At 61.8% G+C, this 19,829-nt stretch carries 19 protein-coding genes; 12 read left to right on the forward strand and 7 right to left on the reverse strand.

The genetic code is table 11. The annotated features are described in order from the left end of the window. Positions 1-25 precede the first annotated feature (25 nt). Entirely contained in the window at positions 26-682 is a 657-nt protein-coding gene (locus IPM16_13965) for a hypothetical protein (GenBank protein MBK9124206.1), read from the forward strand. 41 nt (positions 683-723) lie between these two features. Here IPM16_13965 and IPM16_13970 read toward each other — a convergent pair whose 3' ends face one another. Then, positions 724-993, reverse strand: a complete 270-nt coding sequence (locus tag IPM16_13970) for a hypothetical protein (GenBank protein MBK9124207.1) — start codon at positions 991-993, stop codon at positions 724-726. Between the two features lie 155 nt (positions 994-1,148). Between IPM16_13970 and IPM16_13975 the strand changes: the two genes are divergently transcribed. Both IPM16_13975 and IPM16_13980 read left to right on the forward strand, forming a co-directional pair. After that, positions 1,149-1,442: a hypothetical protein gene (locus IPM16_13975; protein ID MBK9124208.1), complete on the forward strand. Its 294-nt coding sequence runs from the start codon at positions 1,149-1,151 to the stop codon at positions 1,440-1,442. A gap of 249 nt (positions 1,443-1,691) precedes the next feature. Continuing rightward, a complete protein-coding gene (locus IPM16_13980; GenBank protein ID MBK9124209.1) occupies positions 1,692-2,810 on the forward strand; it encodes a GNAT family N-acetyltransferase in 1,119 nt (372 codons plus the stop codon). A gap of 110 nt (positions 2,811-2,920) precedes the next feature. On the opposite strand, the gene sat is transcribed toward IPM16_13980, so the two are convergent. After that, entirely contained in the window at positions 2,921-4,096 is a 1,176-nt protein-coding gene (gene sat / locus IPM16_13985) for a sulfate adenylyltransferase (GenBank protein ID MBK9124210.1), read from the reverse strand. A 155-nt stretch (positions 4,097-4,251) separates the two neighbouring features. Between sat and IPM16_13990 the strand changes: the two genes are divergently transcribed. The 5 genes from IPM16_13990 (at position 4,252) to IPM16_14010 (ending at position 8,033) form a co-directional block, all read left to right on the forward strand. Continuing rightward, positions 4,252-4,539 carry a DUF433 domain-containing protein gene (locus tag IPM16_13990; protein ID MBK9124211.1) on the forward strand — a complete coding sequence of 96 codons (288 nt, stop codon included), beginning with the start codon at positions 4,252-4,254 and terminating at the stop codon, positions 4,537-4,539. Beyond that, entirely contained in the window at positions 4,502-4,876 is a 375-nt protein-coding gene (locus IPM16_13995) for a DUF5615 family PIN-like protein (GenBank protein MBK9124212.1), read from the forward strand. Before IPM16_13990 ends, IPM16_13995 begins: the two co-directional genes overlap by 38 nt. Before the next feature lie 4 nt (positions 4,877-4,880). Next, entirely contained in the window at positions 4,881-5,657 is a 777-nt protein-coding gene (locus IPM16_14000; GenBank protein MBK9124213.1) for a class I SAM-dependent methyltransferase, read from the forward strand. Between the two features lie 90 nt (positions 5,658-5,747). Continuing rightward, positions 5,748-7,046, forward strand: coding sequence for a hypothetical protein (locus IPM16_14005; protein MBK9124214.1), 1,299 nt, complete (start codon positions 5,748-5,750; stop codon positions 7,044-7,046). Between the two features lie 321 nt (positions 7,047-7,367). Continuing rightward, positions 7,368-8,033, forward strand: a complete 666-nt coding sequence (locus IPM16_14010; protein ID MBK9124215.1) for a hypothetical protein — start codon at positions 7,368-7,370, stop codon at positions 8,031-8,033. A gap of 655 nt (positions 8,034-8,688) precedes the next feature. On the opposite strand, the gene IPM16_14015 is transcribed toward IPM16_14010, so the two are convergent. After that, a complete protein-coding gene (locus IPM16_14015) occupies positions 8,689-9,837 on the reverse strand; it encodes a citrate/2-methylcitrate synthase (GenBank protein MBK9124216.1) in 1,149 nt (382 codons plus the stop codon). A gap of 297 nt (positions 9,838-10,134) precedes the next feature. Here IPM16_14015 and IPM16_14020 point away from each other — a divergent pair, with 297 nt between their 5' ends. Further along, on the forward strand, positions 10,135-10,932 hold the full coding sequence (locus IPM16_14020) for a ZIP family metal transporter (GenBank protein ID MBK9124217.1): 798 nt from the start codon (positions 10,135-10,137) through the stop codon (positions 10,930-10,932). Here IPM16_14020 and IPM16_14025 read toward each other — a convergent pair. After that, a complete protein-coding gene (locus tag IPM16_14025) occupies positions 10,901-12,151 on the reverse strand; it encodes an MFS transporter (GenBank protein ID MBK9124218.1) in 1,251 nt (416 codons plus the stop codon). The two genes, IPM16_14020 and IPM16_14025, sit on opposite strands and share 32 nt — an antisense overlap. 142 nt (positions 12,152-12,293) lie before the next feature. On the opposite strand from IPM16_14025, the gene IPM16_14030 reads away from it, so the two are divergent. Further along, positions 12,294-13,409, forward strand: coding sequence for an LLM class flavin-dependent oxidoreductase (locus IPM16_14030; protein MBK9124219.1), 1,116 nt, complete (start codon positions 12,294-12,296; stop codon positions 13,407-13,409). A gap of 584 nt (positions 13,410-13,993) precedes the next feature. On the opposite strand, the gene IPM16_14035 is transcribed toward IPM16_14030, so the two are convergent. Continuing rightward, a complete protein-coding gene (locus IPM16_14035) occupies positions 13,994-14,467 on the reverse strand; it encodes a DUF1905 domain-containing protein (protein MBK9124220.1) in 474 nt (157 codons plus the stop codon). A 382-nt stretch (positions 14,468-14,849) separates the two neighbouring features. Further along, positions 14,850-17,465, reverse strand: coding sequence for a DNA gyrase subunit A (gyrA, locus tag IPM16_14040; GenBank protein MBK9124221.1), 2,616 nt, complete (start codon positions 17,463-17,465; stop codon positions 14,850-14,852). 92 nt (positions 17,466-17,557) lie between these two features. Between gyrA and IPM16_14045 the strand changes: the two genes are divergently transcribed. Together IPM16_14045 and IPM16_14050 are read left to right on the forward strand one after the other, a co-directional pair. Further along, positions 17,558-18,052: a hypothetical protein gene (locus IPM16_14045; protein MBK9124222.1), complete on the forward strand. Its 495-nt coding sequence runs from the start codon at positions 17,558-17,560 to the stop codon at positions 18,050-18,052. Between the two features lie 13 nt (positions 18,053-18,065). Next, the gene (locus IPM16_14050) at positions 18,066-19,466 is read left to right on the forward strand and encodes a hypothetical protein (protein MBK9124223.1); all 1,401 of its coding nucleotides are present in this window, start codon (positions 18,066-18,068) and stop codon (positions 19,464-19,466) included. Positions 19,467-19,477: 11 nt separating this feature from the next. Here the strand turns inward: IPM16_14050 and IPM16_14055 are convergent, their stop codons facing one another. Then, positions 19,478-19,774 carry a nucleotide pyrophosphohydrolase gene (locus tag IPM16_14055; GenBank protein MBK9124224.1) on the reverse strand — a complete coding sequence of 99 codons (297 nt, stop codon included), beginning with the start codon at positions 19,772-19,774 and terminating at the stop codon, positions 19,478-19,480. Between the last annotated feature and the right edge of the window lie 55 nt (positions 19,775-19,829).

Here is a 19,829-nt window from a genome sequence, read left to right on the forward strand (position 1 = left end):
CACATCCAATCTAGGAGTAACCAACATGAATACCATCCGCAGCATCCGTCGTATCCGCCGCATGATCATCGTTGGCGCCGTCCTCGGCGTCATGTCCGCCCTGCTGGTTGCCCCGGCGTCCGCGGGAATTCCACTGGCGTTCCAGATGATCGTGAACGGCGGGTTCGAGGCAGGCACTCCCATCGTCCCCGACCTTAATCCGTGGACCATCAAAAACAAGACGGGTGACAAGATCGTCTGCCTGAGCAAGACGCCCGTTGGCACCACCGGTGACTGCTCGTTCCAGTTCAAGGGCAGCATCGGCGAAGCAGCCAAGCTCATGCAGAAGATGAACGAGGCACAACTTGACGGCTTCGACGCGCAGATGCTGGCTGGCGCACAGATCAGCTTCGGCTACGATTACTCGTCCGTCTACATCGCCTCGTCGCTCTCGGCCAAGGTTGTCGTGAAGTACACTGCGCCGGGCTTCATCCTGCCGCAGAAGGTCAAGCTGACCGACACTTCAACCGGCGCCACCTCGATCCCTAGCCTTGCCGTGTGGGTCGATGAAGGCCCCGCAACGACCGCCGCGATCCCAGCCGGCGCCAATCTGACCAAGTTCAAGGCGGCAATCACCAACAAGAGCCTGTCGGGCAAGGCCTTTATCGACAACGTGAGCGTGGTCCTGACCCCCAACAGCTAGTACGGACGCTCCACACAACCCTGAAAACCCGAAGCGCCCGGTCACCCGCCGGGCGCTTCCGCAAACAATCGACCAAAATCAAAAGGAAAAGTCCACATGAACACGTTCCGTTCGTTCCGCCGCATCGTTGTCATTGCCGCCGCGTTCAGCGCCTTGGCGATCTCCGCAGCCGGCACGGTCATGGCCGTACCGCCCCATACGACCCAGATCCTCACCAACGCCGGCTTCGAGAATGGCGACCCGTCCGACCCGATCATGGCGCCGTGGGTGGTCAAGAACAAGTCGGGCGACAAGATCGTCTGCGAAGACAAGGCGCCGCTTACCGTTCCTGACGGCTACTGCGTGTTCCGCTTCAAGGGTAGCGCGAACGAGGCATCCAAACTCGCAGACCCTGAACGAAGGGCAGCTCGACGCTTACGAGTCAATCCTCTCGCTCGCCGGCGGCTACATCGGCTTCGAGTACTGGATGACGACTCAGGCCGAAGAGACGCGCTTAATCAACAAGCTGGTGGTCAAGTACTACGATCCGAACCTCGGGCAGGTCGTCAAGGCGAAGCTGACGGACAGCGCGTCCGGCGAAGCGCCGGGGCCGTCCCTCGACGGCTGGTGGGTTGAGGGCCCGGTAGGCGAACACTTCCTACCTCAGTTTTCCAACCTGATCAAGGTCAAGGCGATGATCAAGAATGTCAGCCCGTCCGGCAGCGCCTATGTCGACAAGCTGAACGTCACGATCCGCCCCGCCGCGGTTGTCATCAGCTAGCCGTCGTTTGACTGGTGTGCCGGGGCTTCGCCTCCACGCGCGTACCAGAGGATTTGGGATGGGGCAGTGCGCCCCGAGACGAAACAAAAAGAGCCGGTACGCCGGCTCTTGTCGCAGTTCACAGGGGCGAGCGTACGTGAAACGCCATCGCACCACTTTTTGGCGCTTTCAGAATTGGGCCGTGCCGTTAGAGTACGTCACCTCAACTGGGTGACGCCTGCTGGCGCGCCACAGCAGCGGGGGACAGATATGATCGAACTGGATGAACGTGCCTACGAAAAGGTGCGCGAGCTTTTTGCACCGGTAATGGCGCATCAGGTGTTCTGCACCGGCGTGATTGACGGCCTCTACGCGGGACGTGTGTATGTTGACGACGCGGTACGACCACGGACAGCGTTTGCGGTCAAGGACGGAATGTGGTGGTTCCTGGCTGGATCACCAGCCAACCGGGTCTTCAACGCGGCCCTGCACCGGGCGATGTTCGATCGCACGATCACTGGCGAGCGCGGATGGGGCGGCATGCTGGTGTGCGATACGCCGGCCTGGGACGCGTATGTTCCGGTGCTCTTCGCGCCGCGCATCCCGATCGCCACACGCCGCTTGCGCTACGTCTGTACAGAACCGTTGGCCATCGACTGGCGATCGGAGATTCCTGCGGGTATTGACATCCGGTTTGTCGATGATTCGCTCGCGGAAGACGGGATCGAGGTGCACGGCGCGGCTGCTGAAACGCTTGAACTGCGCCGCGCGTCGGCAGCCCCAAATCAGGCCGCTGTCGGCTACGTCGCCTTACACGAGCGACACGTCGTGGCGTATTCCGTCATCAATGGCATCGTCAACGGCGGCGGTGACATCGGTCTGTACACCGATGCCGGGTTCCGGCGTCGCGGCCTCGCTTTCGTTACGTCCGCGGCGGTCATCGAGTATGCGCTGGCGCACGGTGTCGATATCGTGCACTGGGATTGCGAGGCCTTCAACAGCGGGTCGATTCGCACCGCGCAGAAACTCGGGTTGACGCTTGAGGGCGAGCATACCATGTACGTGCTGCACCTCAACGCTACATTGCATGAGGTCAACCGCGCGTGGTTGCATTTCGATGCTGGGCGCTATGCAGACGCGATGGCGATCTGCCGTCAGCATATCGGCGCCGCGCCAATGGAGGCGCACCCACATTTTCACTATGTTCTCGCGCGTAGTCTGTTGGAGACAAATCAGTCTGCGCAAGCATTCGAGGCGCTTCAGCAGGCAGCCGCGGCAGGATGGGATTCGGTCGGTGAAGTCGAACAGGACTTCGCGCTTCTCTGCGAACACGCCGATTGGCCCAGCTTGCTCGCTGCTGTGCGCGAGAATGCGACATCCGGCGCGTGAGCCGCTTGAAGCCCACAAGTGCGCCATGAGAACGCCGGCATGACGCAGATTGAGTACAAAAAGAGCCGGTACGCCGGCTCTTTTTGTCGGATGTCCAGAGATGGCGCGTGCTAGCTCTCGCGCAGACCTTCGATCAGCACCGCGCTGACCTCTGGCCGGGTGAACTCTTCCGGCAGCGGTTGGCCGGCGCGCAGCATTTCACGCACCTGCGTGCCGCTGAGGGTGAGCCAGTCGTCGCTGTTGTAGAGCGCGGTCTTGGGCGTGACGATCTGCCCCTGCGCCTTGCTGTAAAAGGCGTGCTCGAACATCAGCGGCGTGATCCCGATGAGCGCCGGGTCGAATTCGTCGAAGATGAGCTGCGCGTCGTAGGTGCCGTAGTACTTGCCGACGCCGGCATGATCGCGCCCGACGATGAAGTGCGTGCAGCCGTAATTCTTGCGGCAAATGGCGTGGAAGATCGCCTCGCGCGGGCCTGCATAGCGCATCGCCGCCGGGAAGCTGTTGAGAATCGTGCGCTGCTTGGGGAAGTAGTTGTCCAGCAGCACCTCGTACGCCTTGACGCGCACGGGTGCGGGGATGTCGTCGCTCTTGGTCTGGCCGACGAGCGGATGCAGCATCAGCCCGTCACAAATCTCCAGCGCACACTTCATCAGGTACTCGTGCGCGCGGTGCACCGGGTTGCGCGTTTGGAATGCCACAACCCGCCGCCAGCCATGCGCGGCGAACAAGGTGCGCGTTTCGCGCGGTGTCTTGTAGATGTGCGGGAAATCCGGCGTCGGCTCGGTCAGCATCCACACGTCGCCCGCGAGGTAGGTATCGCCCCAGCCGTAAACCCGCGCCACACCCGGATGCGCTTCCTCGGTCGTGCGGTAGACGTTCGCGACTTCGACTTGCTTGTCGTAGGTGAACTTTTCGCTCAATTCGAGCAGGCCGACGATCTCGCCGCGTTGGTTGACGAGCGCCACGTCGGAATCCACGCGCAGGTTGGCGGCCTGTTCGGCGCTGACGGGCAGGGTGATGGGGATCGTCCACGGCAGGCCGTTGGGCAGGTGCATCGTCTTGACGACGGAGTGATACGTCGTGCTGTCCATAAAGCCGGTCAGCGGACTGGCGACACCGGTGGCGATCAGTTCAAGGTCGCTCAGGGCGACTTCGCCGAGCGTCACACGCGGTGCGGCATTCGCGCGGTCGATATACGGTGCGGCATCGACGCCGGTCACCAGCCGGTCGATCAGGGTGCCGCCGTGCGGCGCGATCTGGCGCACGGTGGGTAGGGTCACGTCCATGACGGGTAAATCCTCGGAACGGGGTGCGGTCGGATAACGACGGAGCATTGTATCATAAGGTTTTCACGCTATGGACGGTGGCCCGTGGCTGGTTGCGTGTGTCCGGGGCGAGCGCCAGAATTGGCGTACAATGATCACAAACCGACGAGGAAAGCATGGCGATGAACGACGTGAACATCCCTATCTTCGGCATAGTGACGAACCCCAGTGTTCGGTCTGGGCGGCCGATAGTCGAAGGGACAACCATTCGCGTGATGGATATTGTTGCGCTCTATCGCTTCAAAGCGCGCACACCCGACGATATCGCGTCCGACTACGGCTTGTCGCTCGCGCAAGTCCACACCGCGCTGGCGTACTACTTTGCCAATCGTTCGAAGGTTGACGCCGACCTTGAAGCTGAGCGACATGCGATCGAAACAGCACGCGGGGTTGCTGGTGGTTGACCCTCTCCGTTTTTACCTCGACGAGAACGTTGAAATCGTAGTGGCCGAGCAGCTTCGGAGGCGTGGCGTCGACGTGCTGACCGCTCGCGAAGCTGGAGGTCTCGGGGAACAGGACGCCGACCATTTGGCTCGGGCCGTAGCTACATCGCGTGTTCTCTGTACATATGACTACGATTTCGTTGCCATGGCTGCCGGTGGTATTGAGCACTGCGGAATCATTGTCGGAATCAGCACATCAACATTGATAGGAGACTGGGTTCGGTTTATTGACGCCATTTCCGCGCAGGTGTCCCCTGAAGCGATGCGAAATGTCGTCCGGTTTGTGCCCAGAGGATAACAACTTGGCCCCGAATGACCACACCACCCGATTCAGTGTCCGCACGCCGTACTACCATCAATACCGGCCGCGCTACCCGCAGGGCGTGCTGCGTGTGATGGAGGGCTTCGGCCTGACGCCGCAGTCGGTGATCGCGGATGTCGGCGCGGGGACCGGCATCTCGTCCGAGTTGTTCCTCAATTACGGCGCGACGGTTTACGCCATCGAACCCAACCCCGACATGCGCGCGGTGGCCGAGCACTACTACGATGCCCTGCCGAACTGCACCGTCCTCAACGGCACTGCCGAGGCGACCACGCTGCCCGCCGACAGCGTCGACTTTGTCGTGGCGGGGCAGGCGTTCCACTGGTTTGATCACCGGGCGGCGCGGGTCGAGTTTGAGCGCATCCTGCGCCCCGGCGGGTCGGTCGTGCTGATGTGGAGCTACCGCAAGGACGGCACGTCGTCGTTTATCGACCACTTCAACGCGGCGCTGGAGAAGTACGACACGGACAAAGCCGCCTCGCCCCGCGCCAAAGGGATGCTCCAGACCGACGACGATATTGCCGCGTTCTTTGGCTCTGCGGGGTTCGAGAAGGCGGAGATCCCTAATCCGGTCGTGTATGACTGGGACGGTTTGCGCGGGCGAGCGTTGTCGGCGTCGTACGTGCCGCTCCCCGGTCACCCCGACCATGACGCGTTCATCGCCGACCTGCGCGCCGTATTCGACCGTCATCAGGTCGACGGCACCGTGACGATGGACTACGTCACGCAGGTGTATTGGGGCAAGATCGGGGCGTGATCGTCGTGTGTTGGCGTGGGTCTGCCGTGCACAAAGCGGGAATCCGACTACAATCTCAGGTGTGAAATTCTCATCGCAAAGGATCCATGGATGCTGGGACGTACACGCCTCGTTATCGTACTCATCGCCGCGCTGCTGCTCTCGTTGAGCGTCGGCGCGCAGGACACCAACGGCACCCTCACGCTGGCGCAGCCCGCCAGCATGCAGATGGTGTCCGGGGACATCTTTCTCTTCGATTACACCGTGGAGCAGGCCAGCCGGGTCGTGCTGCAAGCCATCAGCGGGACGGCACAACCGACCGTGAGCATCCAGCAGAACGGCGTCGAGGTCGCGGCGCAACCCAACGTGGAGGGTGCGTTCACGGTCGAACTGGACACCGTGTTGGGCGGCGGCAGCTACGTCATCGAGGTCGCCGGCGCGAATAATTCGAGCGGCCTCGTCATCCTGTCGGTGCAAAGCCAGACGCCGCTCCCGGTCACACCGTTGACACCCGGCGTCTCCGCGACGGGCACGCTGACCGGTGACTCACCGGTCGTTGTGTTCGAGTTCGCTCAACTGACTGAAAGTGCCTACCTGTACGTCGACACGCTGCTGCCTGACCGGGGCGCGGCTGTGCAGATCGTCGACCTGTCCACACTGACCCCCGCCGCCGGGAGCACGGCGGCCATTCTCGGCGCACGTTACCAGTTCGCGCCGGGCACGGCTGTCTATCAGATGCAGGTCGGAAGCGCCGGGATTGAGACGGATACGCCGTTCACCGTATGCTGGGTTCCGGTGAGCGTAGACAGTTGTTCGGGCTCCGTGTCGCCGCTGCCGACCATCGAGATTGTGACGAGCGCGCCCACGCCGGCCGCGTGTACCGTGACGCCGTCCAGCGGTGGCGGTGTGAACATCCGCCAGTCCGCCACCACCAATTCGATCATCGTCGGGGCACTGCCCACCGGCCAAAACGCGAACGTGATGGGCATCTCGCCGGACAGCGCATGGTTCAATATCGAGTTCAGCACGATCTTCGGTTGGGTCGCTTCGGCGGTGGTGACGGCCAACGGCGACTGTTCGAACCTGCCGACCATTCAGCCGCCCACAGCTATTCAGCCGCCGACGGCGACACCGCTGCCGACCAACACGCCGGTTCCGGTTCCGCCGACCCCGAGCGGCCCGTGCCTGTTTACGCTGACCGCGCCGACCTTCGTGTACACCACGACGATTGCACAGGTGGACTACCTGTACGATCAGGTGCAGAGCGGCGAACTGATCCCCAACGGGCGCACCGCCGACGGCAACTGGTACCGTGTGAACTACGCCAACACATGGCTGCCCGCGTCTGCCATTGGCCAGACGGTCAGCCGCAGCGGTAACTGCGCCAACCTACCGACCGTCTCCCCGTAACGCGACTACGATGCAGAAGGGCGAGCCACGACCGGCTCGCCCTTTGCATTTCGCTGTGTATGACCATGTCTACTGCCCGAATCGTAAGAACTGCCAGTACGAATGTGCCGGTTGACAAGGTGATCGGGGGGGGGGCTAAACTACTTGTAGTAAATGGCATAGGAGTGAACTATGAGAAAGTGTGTCATTCGTTGTTTATCGAGTCTATTTGCCGCAGCAGGCTTACTCGCACTGCCCACGTACGCGCAGGATGCTGCCCCTACGTCCGTTCCCGCTGCAGGCCAAGCGGTCATAAGCCCGCAGCTAACTTCGATTGAAATTGTGTCGTTTGAAGAACGCGCGACCGAGATTGCGAGTCGTTCCCCGCTTGACTATGACATCGTCCTGTTGGCGGATCCATCATCGATCGCGGACCGGCCCGACTACGCGTCGCTCGAACCAGTCTGGCGCGACATGGGCGCGCGTCAATATAGCTCTTGGGAGGCATTCGCTTATACGCTGAGTGAAGACGTGCCCGACATCATCGTTGTCGATCAGTCCGTACTGGAGTCAGTCGATTTGACGTGGACGAACGCCACATACCGCGAGGGGATCATCTATATTGGCATCGATCTCGGTTTCGACGACATGGTGACCCTCACCGGCGATCTCTGTGTCGATGACATCAACCGCGGCATTGAGCGGCGCTTCCCGCACAACGTTTGGATCTTCTTCTACTCGTACAGTGTTCCATCTGCAGATGGCAAGTCAGCGGTACCGCGCAGTGCAGAATTGCGGGATAGTGTCGATCCTCTTGCGACCGAGACCTGTGGCTTGAGTGACAACTCGACGCCGACATTTAGCGAATCCATCACGCTCTACCAAGGCTTCTCGTTCGAGCCTATCTATGACGGCTCAGATTGGCTTGTTCGGTTCACAAGCAAACTGATGGAGGTGACGTACGAGTACGGTATGGCCCCAGATCAGACTAAGCAACGTGGCAACTAGCTGGAAGGTTACCCCAATCATGAGGCGCGTTCGGTTTGTCATTCTCGCAGTATTCGCACTCGCAGTGTTTAGTGTCCTAAGCGCCGACGGATATGTCTACGGTCCGTACTACCGGGGTTGGTTGCGCTATACTGTGTTCGGTGAGACGACCCGCACTGATCCCAGCTATACGCTTTCCATTACACGAGTTTACGCGCTGGACGAGCCAATAGTACCAACCTTTGACAAAGTGAAACTACAGGTGCGGGCGTGGACAAAACCATCGACATGCCCAAATTACGTGAGTAGTTCAGTCAATGCCACCTGCGTGAACTGTAGCCAAGCTGGTTACGTGCCAAATAACATAGCAGGATCACCAGGATACAGCATTTCTCAACACAAGTTGATTGATGACCAGACCTTTAAGGAACCACCGCTTCCACTACCCGGTGGTGTTACACCGCCGGGTGTCTTCTACACAGAACTGTATGTCAGCCAATCGACCAAAGACCGGTGGAAGGGAATAGGGCTTGGCTGTACGACTGCGGGAACCCTGCCGGTTCCTCCGCCTCCGGGCGACGATGATTGAAATAGCGATTTGTGCGATGAAGGGCGAGCCACGACCGGCTCGCCCTTTTCAGTTCTCTGTGATGTCTGCGATTCAATCGATCGTGTGTTACCCACGCGCCTCGACCGGCGTCCACGGCAGGCCCATCGGCCCGACGTAATTCAGGTCGGGGCGGATCAGCTTGTTGTTCTGCACCTGTTCGATGACGTGCGCACTCCACCCGGCAATGCGCGACATGGCGAACAGCGGCGTGAAACTGTCGATGTCGATGTCGAGCGTGTACAGCACGATCGCGCTGTAGTAGTCGACGTTGGCGTACAGGTTGCGGTCGATGAAGTACTGGTCGCTGCGGGCGAGTGCGTCGAGCTTCTCGGCGATTTCGAACCATTTTCCGTTGCCGCTGCTTTGGGCCAGCGCGCGGGCCTTGTCCTTCAGCACCTGCGAGCGGGGATCGAGCGCCTTGTAGATGGCGTGGCCGATGCCCATGATCTTGCGGTTGCCCGACTTGATGTTGGCGTTGAACCACGCCTCGACGTTGGCCGGGTCGCCGATCTCGATGAACTGGCGCATCGCCTCGCTGTTGGCGCCGCCGTGCGACGGCCCCTTGAGCGCGCCGATCGCCGCGACGATGGCGCTGTGCAAGTCGGATCCGGTGGCAGTCACGACGCGGCTGGTGAAGGTCGACGCGTTCATGCCGTGCTCGGCCAACAGCACCAGATACACGTTGATCGCGTCGACGGCGGTTCGGTCGGTGCCGCCGCTGATCATGTAAACGAAGTTCTCAGCGATGTTCAGGTCGGCGCGCGGGGCAATGATTGCGTTACCCTTGCTCAGCCGGATCCACGCGGCGCACGCCGTCGCGATCTGCCCGACGAGGCGGACCGCCTTGCGCTTCACGGCGTCCAGCGTTTGGTCTTCGCCCTCGGGGTCGTAGATCGACAGCAGCGAGACGACCGTGCGCAGGACGGCCATGCCGTTGCTGTCCTGCGGCAAGCCCTCCATAAACGCGACGACCGGCGCGGGCAGGGCGGCATGGGTCGCGATCTCGGCGCGCAAGGCTTCCAGCTCGGCGGCGTTGGGCAGGCGGCCGTTCCACAGCAAATACACCACCTCCTCGAACAGCGCGTTGGCGGCGAGGTCTTCGATGCTGTAGCCGGTGTAGGTCAGCTTGCCTTCGACGCCGTTGACGAGACTGGTGTTGCTGTCGGCGACGCTGATGTTGCGCAAGCCCTGTTGAGTCGGGGCAGGTGTCGTCATGTCAAATGCTCCAATGCTTACTACGATAATCAGTTGGGTGAAACGACGCCCTCGGAGGGGTGCTCTCCGGCGCGCACGGCACCGGCGCGGGCGGATTGTTAAGTCGCATTCTAGTCCCGCTGGGCGAACGTGACAATCCCGCCGCTTGTAAGGGGTCGATGAAGCCGCAGGCGCCGGGCGTCATATTGGGAGCATGCAGGACGTCACGAGTTGTCGCTCTGTGTATTGCGGGTTCGGTGGCCCGTGATACACTGTTTTTAGGTTTGTCTAAAAATCACCCCCCGACAGGTGCGTACCATGTTGGAGTCCCCGATCGTTCAAGCGCTGTTGGCGACGTTGTTCACATGGGGCGTGACGGCGCTTGGCGCGGCGTGGGTGTTCACCGCCCGCGAAGTCAGCCGGCGTATGCTGGATGGCATGCTCGGCTTCACCGCGGGCGTGATGATCGCGGCGAGCTTCTGGTCGCTGCTGGCGCCGGCCATCGATATGGCCGAGGCCAGCGGCGGTCCGGCGTGGCTCCCGGCCGTGATTGGCTTCCTGCTGGGCGGCGTGTTTCTACGCGTGATCGACTGGACGGTTCCGCACCTGCATCTGTGGGCGCGCCGCGATCAGGCCGAGGGCATCAAGACGAGCTGGCACAAGTCGATCCTGATGGTAATCGCCATCACCATGCACAACATCCCCGAGGGGTTGGCGGTGGGCGTGGCGTTCGGCGCGGTCGCCAGCGGACTGCCCGAGGCGACGCTGGCCGGCGCAATCGCGCTGGCGGTCGGTATCGGGCTGCAGAACTTTCCGGAGGGCATGGCGGTCGCCGTGCCGCTGCGCCGTGAGGGCATGTCGCGCCGCAAGAGCTTCTTCTACGGGCAGTTGTCGGCCGTGGTCGAGCCGGTTGCCGGCGTGATCGGTGCAGCGGCTGTTCTGCTCGTCCGGCCTCTGCTGCCGTATGCGCTGGCGTTCGCCGCCGGAGCGATGATCTTCGTGGTGGTCGAGGAGGTGATCCCAGAGTCGCAGAGCGGCAAGCACACCGACATCGCCACCACCGGCGCGATGATCGGCTTCGCCGTTATGATGCTGCTGGATGTTGCGCTGGGCTAGGGTAGGAGAGCGCCGACCGGCTCGCCAGTAGAACGCACCCCGCGCCAAGCCCCGACATCACGGCGAGGATGAAGACCGGAATCGCGTAGCTGCCGGTTGCGCCCAGCACAACGCTGACGGCGACCGGCCCGAGCGCGCGCAGCACGCCAATCTGGCTCATGCGCCCGCTGATCGCCCCGAAATGCGCCGAGCCGAACGTCTCCGCGATGAGCTGCGCACGAGTCGGCGCGATTGAGCCGAAGCCTATGCCGAACATCAGCACGAACAGCCAGACGCCAACGTCACCGCCAACGACGACGAGTGCGAGCAGCCCCAGCCCCTGCAGGCCGACCAGCAGAGCGAGGATCACGTGGCGCGAGATGCGCGCGCCGAGCGGCGTGAAGATGATGCGTCCGGGCAGCGCGACGGTGCCGATGGCGCCGCCGAAGCCGGCCGCGACCGCCGGCGTGTACCCGGCGCCGATGAGATACGGCACAAGGTGCACGCTCATGCCGGTGACGACGAACAGCGACAGTGTGAATCCGGCGGCCAGCCACCAGAAATCCGGCCGGCGGTAAGCCTCGGCCGGGGTGAGGCGGGCAGGAACAGGTGTGGCGGTGTCGGTCTGTGGGTCTTCCATCGCGCGGTCGCGCAGGACGAACGCATGAATCGGGATGGTGACGACCGCTATGATGACGGCCAATGCGAAGAGGGCAGCACGCCAACCCAGCGCGTCGACCAGCGCCCCCGAGAGCGGGATGAAGATGACGCTGGCGAACCCGGCGATGAACGTAATGACCGTCAGCGCCCGGCTGCGGTGCAGTGGGAACCAGCGAAAGATCAGTGCGAACGCCGGCTCATAGAACACCGCGCCAGAGACGATGCCGAGGCCGAACCACAGCAGGTAAAAGGCCGGAACACTGTCGACCACCGCCCAGCCGAACGTCAGCGCACACGCCGCGATCGAGCCAACGGTCATCAGCCGTTTGGCGCCGATCCGGTCGATCATCCGGCCGACGGCCGCGGCGGACAGCGCCGCCACCAGCATGGTGATGGTGTATGCGCCGGTAATCTCCGCCTTGCTCCAGCCGAGATCGGCCTCCATCGGTTCGACGAACACGGTGAAGCTGTAGAACAGCACGCCGAACGAGACCGTCGTAGTCAGCGACAGCGCGATTACGATCACCCATTGATAGCGGGCGACGAGCGTATTCTGGATGGAACGGCGGTCGAAATTCACGGGGTCGCGGATGATCTACGGTGGGCACAGAAAGCGCGTGCACGACCGCACACGCCCTTTCACGCATTGTACTGGATTCGGGCTATAATCGCGGGAATGCTGGCTGTCCATATAATGCCAATACGGCCTACGAGAGGAAACGATGGTCGACGTACTGTGGTTCATACCGGGGCACGGTGACGGCCCGTATCTGGGGACGGACATCAACAAGCGTGCGCCGAGCCACGCCTATCTTTCGAGCGTCGCGCGGGCGATCGACTCGCTGGGCTATTACGGCGCGCTGATCCCGACCGGCTTTGGCTGTGAGGACAGTTGGGTGATCGCGTCCTCGCTGATCCCCCTCACGCAGCGCATGAAATTCCTGATCGCCTTCCGCCCCGGGAGCCTGTCGCCGACGCTGGCCGCACGCATGGCGGCCACGATGGACCGCATGAGCAACGGACGACTGCTGCTCAACATCATCACCGGCGGCGATCCGGTCGAGCTGAAAGGCGACGGCACGTTCGAGAGCCACGACGAGCGCTATGCCATCACCGACGAATTCCTGACCATCTTCCGCGCCGTAATGCAGGGCGAGACGCTCAACTTCGAAGGCAAGTACGAGCATGTCGAGGGCGCGCGCATCAACTTCCCGCCGGTGCAGAAGCCGTATCCGCCGCTGTACTTCGGCGGGTCGTCCGATGCCGGGATCGCGGTCGCCGCCAAGCACATCGACGTGTACCTGAGCCTGATCGAGCCGCCGGAGATGATCAAGCCGAAGATCGACAAGGCGCGCGAGGCGGCCGCCCGCGAAGGCCGCGAGATCGGCATCGGCATCCGCTCGCACATCATCGCGCGCGACACGCTGGAAGAGGCGTGGACCGCCGCCAACAGCATCCTCAAGCACGTCACGCCGGAGGCCATCGCCGCGCATCGCGAGCGCATGGCGCGCTTCGACTCGGTCGGGCAGGGGCGCATGATGCAGCTCTCGTCGGCCTCGTCCAACGGCCGCGACGCGCTGGAGGTCTCGCCGAACCTGTGGGCCGGCTTCAGCGTCGTCAACAAGGGGCTTGGCACGGCCATCGTCGGCACGCCGGAGATCGTCGCCGAGCGCTTGCAGGAGTACGTCGACCTCGGCGCGACCAAGTTCATCCTGAGCAGCTATCCGCACCTCGAGGAGTGCTACCGCGTGGCCGAGACCGTGCTGCCGCTGTGCTCGTGGTGGGATCCGGACAAGAACGCCGTCACGTACCGCAAAGACACCTTGGAATGGCAATAGAGTTGCCAGACGTCAGTTGTCAGGGGTTAAAGGCGACGCAATGGGTCTGGGGGGGGGGGGCCCCGCCGCCAGGGAACAGGCTCGAACCACCGAGGCCGTGGAGAACACGGACGGGATCGTTGGGGCGGCACGCGCTCGCCCCCGTGAACCCTCACCCTGGCCCCTCTCCCTGAGGGAGAGGGGAAACGTCAACTTCGACTACGAGACCCGCGCAATCGACGCATGTTCGTAGGGACACGGCACTGCCGTGTCCGCGGGAACGGGATCGAACCACCGAGGCGGTGGAGAACACGGACGGGATCGTTGGGGCGGCACGCCGTGTCGCTCCCAGGTGAACCCTCACCCCTGGCCCCTCTCCCTCAGGGAGAGGGGAAACGTCAACTTCGACTACGAGACCCGCGCAATCGACGCATGTTCGTAGGGACACGGCACTGCCGTGTCCGCGGGAACGGGCTCGAACCACCGAGGCCGTGGAGAACACAGAGGTGGTGTAGGGGCGATCCGCCGGATCGCCCGGTTCCGTTCGCGTCGTCTACCTCGGTAGGGGCGCAGCATGCTACGCCCGCGTTTCTTCCGCAATCACATCACCGCTTGCGAACCTGTCCCTCAGCGATCATGTCGAGCGCCTTGACGATGCGCCGGTCGCGCGTCTCGCGCTTTTTCGCGTCCACGATCCAGTCGACGTACTCCTTGCGATGGCTGTAGGCGAGTTTCTCCCACGCCGGGCCGGCGATGTCGTGCTCGGCCAGCGCTTCGGCAAAGTCGTCTGGCACGACGAGCACGCGCGGCGCGGTGTCAGGCGCGATGATGACGTGGATCGAGTCGCCGGGGCCTTTGCCGATCGCATCCAGCGTCGCGCGGCGCACGACCATCGTGTGATGCCCGCCATACGGAGACAGTGTGGCATCGTATGGGACACCGTCGACGGTGCCGGCGACGCGAAGCTGCCCCCTCTCTCCATACGTGTCAAACACGCTGAAAGGCACCGTAATATACGTCCATGCGTTGGGCGTGTCGCGATCTTTGAGCAGCACCGCGTCGAATTCGTGCGCCGGCATGACGACCTCCTGACTCGCGGACGAGTCGACTCGAAACGAACAGCGTGAATCCAGAATAGAACAAATGATCGAATATCGCAAGTAGGGGAGGTTACGATATCCCAAAGGTGAGGGCAGGGGGATTTGGCAAATATCGCGCCGGCGAGATTTGGGAAATCGGGAGTCTTCAGGAGTCAGTTGTCAGTAGCCAGAGCAAATAGCAGCACGCGGTCTCGGCCCGACTTCGGCGTATATCAAACTCACCCTGTAGCCCCTCCTATGACTAGCCGGAACGCTGGAAGTCTACGAGAGGGGCTTCTGAACCCGGCACGTGTCGTTCTCCCCTCGCCCTGAGGGAGAGGGGCCGGGGGTGAGGGTTGCAGGCGGCGCCCCGAGCCGGTCCCTAGTTGCTGCTGGGTGCGTCTGGCGCTTCGGCCTCGGGCAAGTCGTCGATGGCGACGCCGTCCTCGGCGCCGTTGCCGTTCGGCGCGACGACTTCCTCGTCCTCGCTCTCGGTCAAGATCGCCATTGCTACTACGTCGTCCTCTTCGGCAAGGCGGATCACGCGCACGCCCTGCGTATTGCGTCCGGCATCGCGGATCGAGCTTTGCGACGTGCGCAGCACGATTCCCTGCCGCGTCAGCACGACAATCTCGTCCTCGGCCGTGATGCAACGCATGGCGACCACCGGGCCGGTCTTCTCGTTGCGCGCCAGCGTGCGGATGCCCATGCCGTAGCGGCCCTGCGCGCGGTACTCGTCGAGGTTGGTGCGCTTGCCGTAGCCGTTACGCGTGATCACCAGCAGGTGGGTGTGCTCCGGTTTAACGACGTCCATGCCGACGACGCTGTCAGCCTCGTCCAAGCGGATCGAGTTGACGCCGATCGCGGCGCGGCCCATGACGCGTACGCTCCCCTCGTGGAACCGAATGCTCTTGCCACTTTCGGTCGCCAGCATGATCTCCTGATCGCCGTCCGTGTACTTGACCCACCCGAGCGTGTCGCCTTCGAGCAGGTTGATCGCCACAAGGCCGGACGGGCGTACGCTGCGGAATTCGTTCAGCGTCACACGCTTGATCTTGCCGCCGCGCGTCGCCATCACGAAGTACGCCGATTCACCGTCGGGCCGGTCGAATGTCTCGACGTTGACCACGGCAGTGATCCACTCCTCGCTTTCCAGCGGCAGAATGGCGTGGATCAGCGTGCCCTTCGACGCGCGCGCGCTTTCCGGCACTTTGTACGCCTTCTTGCTGTACACGCGGCCGAGGTTGCTGAAGAACAGCAGGCTGTCGAGGCTGCTGCACGCGAACGCGTCCATCAGCACATCGTCTTCCGATTTGAACGACATGCCGGTGACGCCCTTGCCGCCGCGCCGCTGCGCGCGGTACTCGCGGGCTGGCACGCGCTTGATGTACCCGTTGACCGACAGCGTGATGACGACCTCTTCTTCGCGGTGAAGCTGGTCTTCGTCGAAATCGGCGTCGTCGTAGTCGATCTCGGTACGGCGTACGTCACCGAAAGTCTCAGCAATCTCGTTAATGTCGTCGCGGATCAGGCTGCGAATCTTGGCCGGGCTTTGCAGCAGGTCTTCGAGGTAGGCGATACGCGCCATGACCTCGTTGAACTCGTCGGTGATCTTCTGGCGCTCGAGCGCCGCGAGGCGGCGAAGCTGCATCTCGAGGATCGCATCGGCCTGCAATTCACTCAAGCCGAACTGCTCCATGAGCGTGCTGCGTGCCTGCTCGGCGTCCTCGGCGCTGCGGATCACGCGGATGATCGCGTCGATGCTGCTGAGCGCCTTAAGCAAGCCTTCGAGGATGTGCGCCCGCGCCTGCTTCTTCTTCAGCTCGAACTCGCTGCGGCGGGTGATGACCTCGTAGCGGTGGTCGATGAAGATTTGCAGCGCGCGCTTCAGGCTGAGCGTACGCGGTTCGCCGCCGGCCAGTGCCAGCATCTGGATGCTGAACGTCGACTGCAGCGGCGTGAACTTGTAGAGCTGGTTGCGCACCAGTTCCGGCGTCGCGCCCTTCTTAAGCTCGACCACGAGGCGCTGGCCGTCACGGTCGGATTCGTCGCGCAGGTCGCGGATGCCGTTGAGCCGGCCCTCGCGGACGAGCTGCACGATCTTCTCGATGATGCCGATCTTGCTGACCTGATACGGGAAGCTGTTGTAGACGAGGCGCAGGTGACCGTCGCGCCCCTCCTCGGTGTCGCACGTGGCGCGCATGACGACGCGGCCCTTGCCGGTGGCGTAGGCTTCCTTCAGTTCGTCGTTGGCGATGACGAGGCCGCCGGTCGGGAAGTCCGGCCCCTTGACGAACTGGATCAGGTCGTCGACGGTGATGTCCTCGATGACGTCGAAGTTGTCGATCATGTAGGTGATCGCGGCGGCCAGCTCGCGCAAGTTGTGCGGCGGGATGTTGGTCGCCATACCGACGGCAATACCGCTGACGCCATTGGCCAGCAGGTTCGGGACGCGCGCCGGCAGCACGATCGGCTCTTGCTGCGTGCCGTCGTAGTTGTCGCCGAAGTCGACCGTTTCCATGTTGATGTCGGTCATCAGCTCGTCGCCGATGCGCGACATTCGCGCTTCCGTGTAACGCATGGCCGCGGGGCTGTCGCCGTCAAGGCTGCCGAAGTTGCCCTGCCCGTCAACGAGCAGGTAGCGCAGGCTGAAGTCTTGCGCCATGCGCGCCATCGCGTCATACACCGCCGAGTCGCCATGCGGGTGATACTTGCCCAGCACTTCGCCGACGATACGGGCGGACTTCTTGTAGGCGGTGCCGGGGCGAATGCCCATGTCGTACATCGCGTACAGGATGCGCCGGTGCACCGGCTTGAGGCCGTCGCGGGCATCAGGCAGGGCGCGCGCGACGATCACGCTCATGGCGTAATCGAGGTAGCTCCCCCGCATTTCTTCGTTGATGTTGATGGTGCGAATGGTGCCAGAAGGCTGCGAAAGGGGCGAATCCCCCTCATCACCGCCGCCAGAATTGACGTCGTCGTTGTACTCGTCTGCCATGTGAATCCGAGGGCTCCCGTTCTGGTCAAAGCTGTGCCAGAATATCCCAAGTTTATCACAAATTGGCCCGAAAAGCGAGTTAGAAGGCGTTTATGGCAACTCAGCGTAGGGGGATAGCCGGAAACGGACTCAAAGCCGTTCTCGCGGTCGTAATCGTCGGAGTCGCGGCGATTGCGATTTCGTACCGTCCACCGGCCGATCCGGAGACGATGGCGGCGGATGCGCGGGCCGCGGTGCTGGCCGGCGACTACGAAAAGGCGCTGCAATTGGCCGAAGACGCGCTGACGATAGTCAAGAACGGCGGCTATCCCGACGACTACATCGCCAAGTTCCACTTGCTGCGCGGACAGGCGTGGCAGTTGGTGAGCGAACTGCAGTTCGCGCTCGACGATTATACCCGTGCGGTCGAACTGGCGCCGGCCTATCCCGAGGCGTATTTTCTGCGCGGGGCGTACTTTGCAACCCTACAACAGTACGAACTGGCACTCAACGATTTCGCGGCGACCGTTGCGCTCGATCCGGGCGGGCGCTTCGGCGACGAGGCGCGCGGCTATATCGAGCAGCTCAGCGCCGCGGCGAGTCCGTAGTGGTGAGGAGGACATGATGCAAAGCTTCAGCTATCAGGGATTCTGGTGGTTGCCAAGTCAACCCGAGAATCGCATCTACGGAACCGTCAGCTTCAATCTGCTTGATGGGGTAAGGCTACAAACACTTGGAAACGAATGGCTGCCGATCGCCACAGATCGTCGGATACTCAACGACGACAATACCAAAACCGTCATTATTCATGGTGAGTGCCTAGTTGGCAAACATCGTAGAGCAGTGACGCTCTACCAATGCTTCGTGCCATCGTTTCCGGGTCACGACAAGACCATCACCGCCAACTTCGCTTTCGTTGGCGCCTACTTCGCCTCTGAAGCCGAACTTCAGTTCAGTTCACTTGCGTTCAGTTACTCACACCTCATGGACTGGTACTTCAAGACCGGAGTAAACAGCCACTCTGAGACTGATGACACAGGTAAGCTGCGTCATCACGCGATCTATGACCCGGTTGACGAGTTGATAGTCAACTGCGCTGGCGTTTCGATGACCTTTCGCACAGCATTCGAACAGGAAGGAACGATTGGCCGAGTTGAAATGATGGACACGCCTGTCGTGGATATTGAGTTTGAGACTTCACGTTCATTTGAGGATTTCATCCATGAGAGCCGCAAGCTTCGTTTCTTCCTGACGTTATGTACGGATATTTCCACGACCACCACGCGAGTGTTCGGCAAACTAGATCGTGTCCCAGAACAACTCGAATGGCCGATCTTCGACGTCTACTTCGTTGAGTCGTTTGCAAAAGTCGTCGAACGAAAGAACTACAGGCCCTTACTGAAGCTTGTGGATACTCCGTCGATCCAGCAACATCTGTCGCTCTGGATGGAACGCTTTGATGAGCTGCTGCCGGTCATTCTCGGCTACGGTTCGTACATGTTCGCGGAGCGTGTACCTGCTGAAGATAGGTTCTTTCGGCTTGCGCAAGCCACCGAAATCCTATGTCGCATACTCGATTCGGACAGCACCTATATAGACGCCGATAGCTACGGCAATGTCAGGGAAAGCCTTGTTGCTGCGATTCCTGCGAACACTCCCAGCGATTTGCGATCTCGTCTGACTTCAACGCTGGAGTACGGCAATGAGTTCTCATTTCGAACTCGTCTCAAGCGTCTCTTGAAAACAGCGTTTGCATCCTATGATCTCGAACTCCAAAAAGTCCTCGGAGATACAGGTAAATTTGTCGCTCAAGTTGTCGAGACTCGAAACTACTTGGCCCATGGCGGTCGAGCTCCGTCAAACATGCCACACAGCTCACGCGATTGGCTACTGCTCATTATGCGTCTTAGAGTCCTGATTTGCGTTGGGCTACTTCAGACTATTGAGATTCCTGAGGGAAAGATTCAGCAGGTTATTCAGCGTTTCATGGGGCTATATGATCAGGTGTTTCTCACCCGATAACCCGCCCTGCCCTACCACTCGCGACTATCGTTAACGTCCAGCTTGCGCATCACGGCGTCAGCGAGGTCGATGCCGTGGACGTGCGCGAGCTGCATCAGATACAGTAGCACGTCGGCGAGTTCCGACGCCAGCGCATCCGGATCGGCGGCCTCGTCCGTCCACTGAAAATGCTCCAGCACCTCGGACGCCTCCAGCGCCAGCGAGACAGCGAGGTTCTTGGGCGTTTGCGGGTGAGGCGAGTCGGGAGTCAGCCAGCCTTTCGACTCGACAAAGGCGAGCATGGCGGCGGTCAGTTCGGCGAGGGTCATGCGCGGTCGTCCTGCACGGTGGGCACGGGACGATGATAGCACGGAGGGTGTGACG

It is taken from the genome of Candidatus Flexicrinis affinis, from assembly GCA_016716525.1.
In the GTDB taxonomy this organism is placed as follows: Bacteria; Chloroflexota; Anaerolineae; order Aggregatilineales; family Phototrophicaceae; genus Flexicrinis; species Flexicrinis affinis.

Bases quoted from the DNA above. Each gene is read 5' to 3' on its own strand.
- IPM16_14020 (MBK9124217.1), top strand. From the start codon at position 10,135: ATGTTGGAGTCCCCGATCGTTCAAGCGCTGTTGGCGACGTTGTTCACA.
- IPM16_14045 (MBK9124222.1), top strand. From the start codon at position 17,558: ATGGCAACTCAGCGTAGGGGGATAGCCGGAAACGGACTCAAAGCCGTT.
- IPM16_13975 (MBK9124208.1), top strand. From the start codon at position 1,149: ATGACGACTCAGGCCGAAGAGACGCGCTTAATCAACAAGCTGGTGGTC.
- IPM16_14005 (MBK9124214.1), top strand. From the start codon at position 5,748: ATGCTGGGACGTACACGCCTCGTTATCGTACTCATCGCCGCGCTGCTG.
- IPM16_14030 (MBK9124219.1), top strand. From the start codon at position 12,294: ATGGTCGACGTACTGTGGTTCATACCGGGGCACGGTGACGGCCCGTAT.
- gyrA (MBK9124221.1), bottom strand. From the start codon at position 17,465: ATGGCAGACGAGTACAACGACGACGTCAATTCTGGCGGCGGTGATGAG.
- IPM16_13965 (MBK9124206.1), top strand. From the start codon at position 26: ATGAATACCATCCGCAGCATCCGTCGTATCCGCCGCATGATCATCGTT.
- IPM16_13980 (MBK9124209.1), top strand. From the start codon at position 1,692: ATGATCGAACTGGATGAACGTGCCTACGAAAAGGTGCGCGAGCTTTTT.
- IPM16_14015 (MBK9124216.1), bottom strand. From the start codon at position 9,837: ATGACGACACCTGCCCCGACTCAACAGGGCTTGCGCAACATCAGCGTC.
- IPM16_13990 (MBK9124211.1), top strand. From the start codon at position 4,252: ATGGCGATGAACGACGTGAACATCCCTATCTTCGGCATAGTGACGAAC.
- sat (MBK9124210.1), bottom strand. From the start codon at position 4,096: ATGGACGTGACCCTACCCACCGTGCGCCAGATCGCGCCGCACGGCGGC.
- IPM16_14050 (MBK9124223.1), top strand. From the start codon at position 18,066: ATGATGCAAAGCTTCAGCTATCAGGGATTCTGGTGGTTGCCAAGTCAA.
- IPM16_13995 (MBK9124212.1), top strand. From the start codon at position 4,502: ATGCGATCGAAACAGCACGCGGGGTTGCTGGTGGTTGACCCTCTCCGT.
- IPM16_14035 (MBK9124220.1), bottom strand. From the start codon at position 14,467: ATGCCGGCGCACGAATTCGACGCGGTGCTGCTCAAAGATCGCGACACG.
- IPM16_14055 (MBK9124224.1), bottom strand. From the start codon at position 19,774: ATGACCCTCGCCGAACTGACCGCCGCCATGCTCGCCTTTGTCGAGTCG.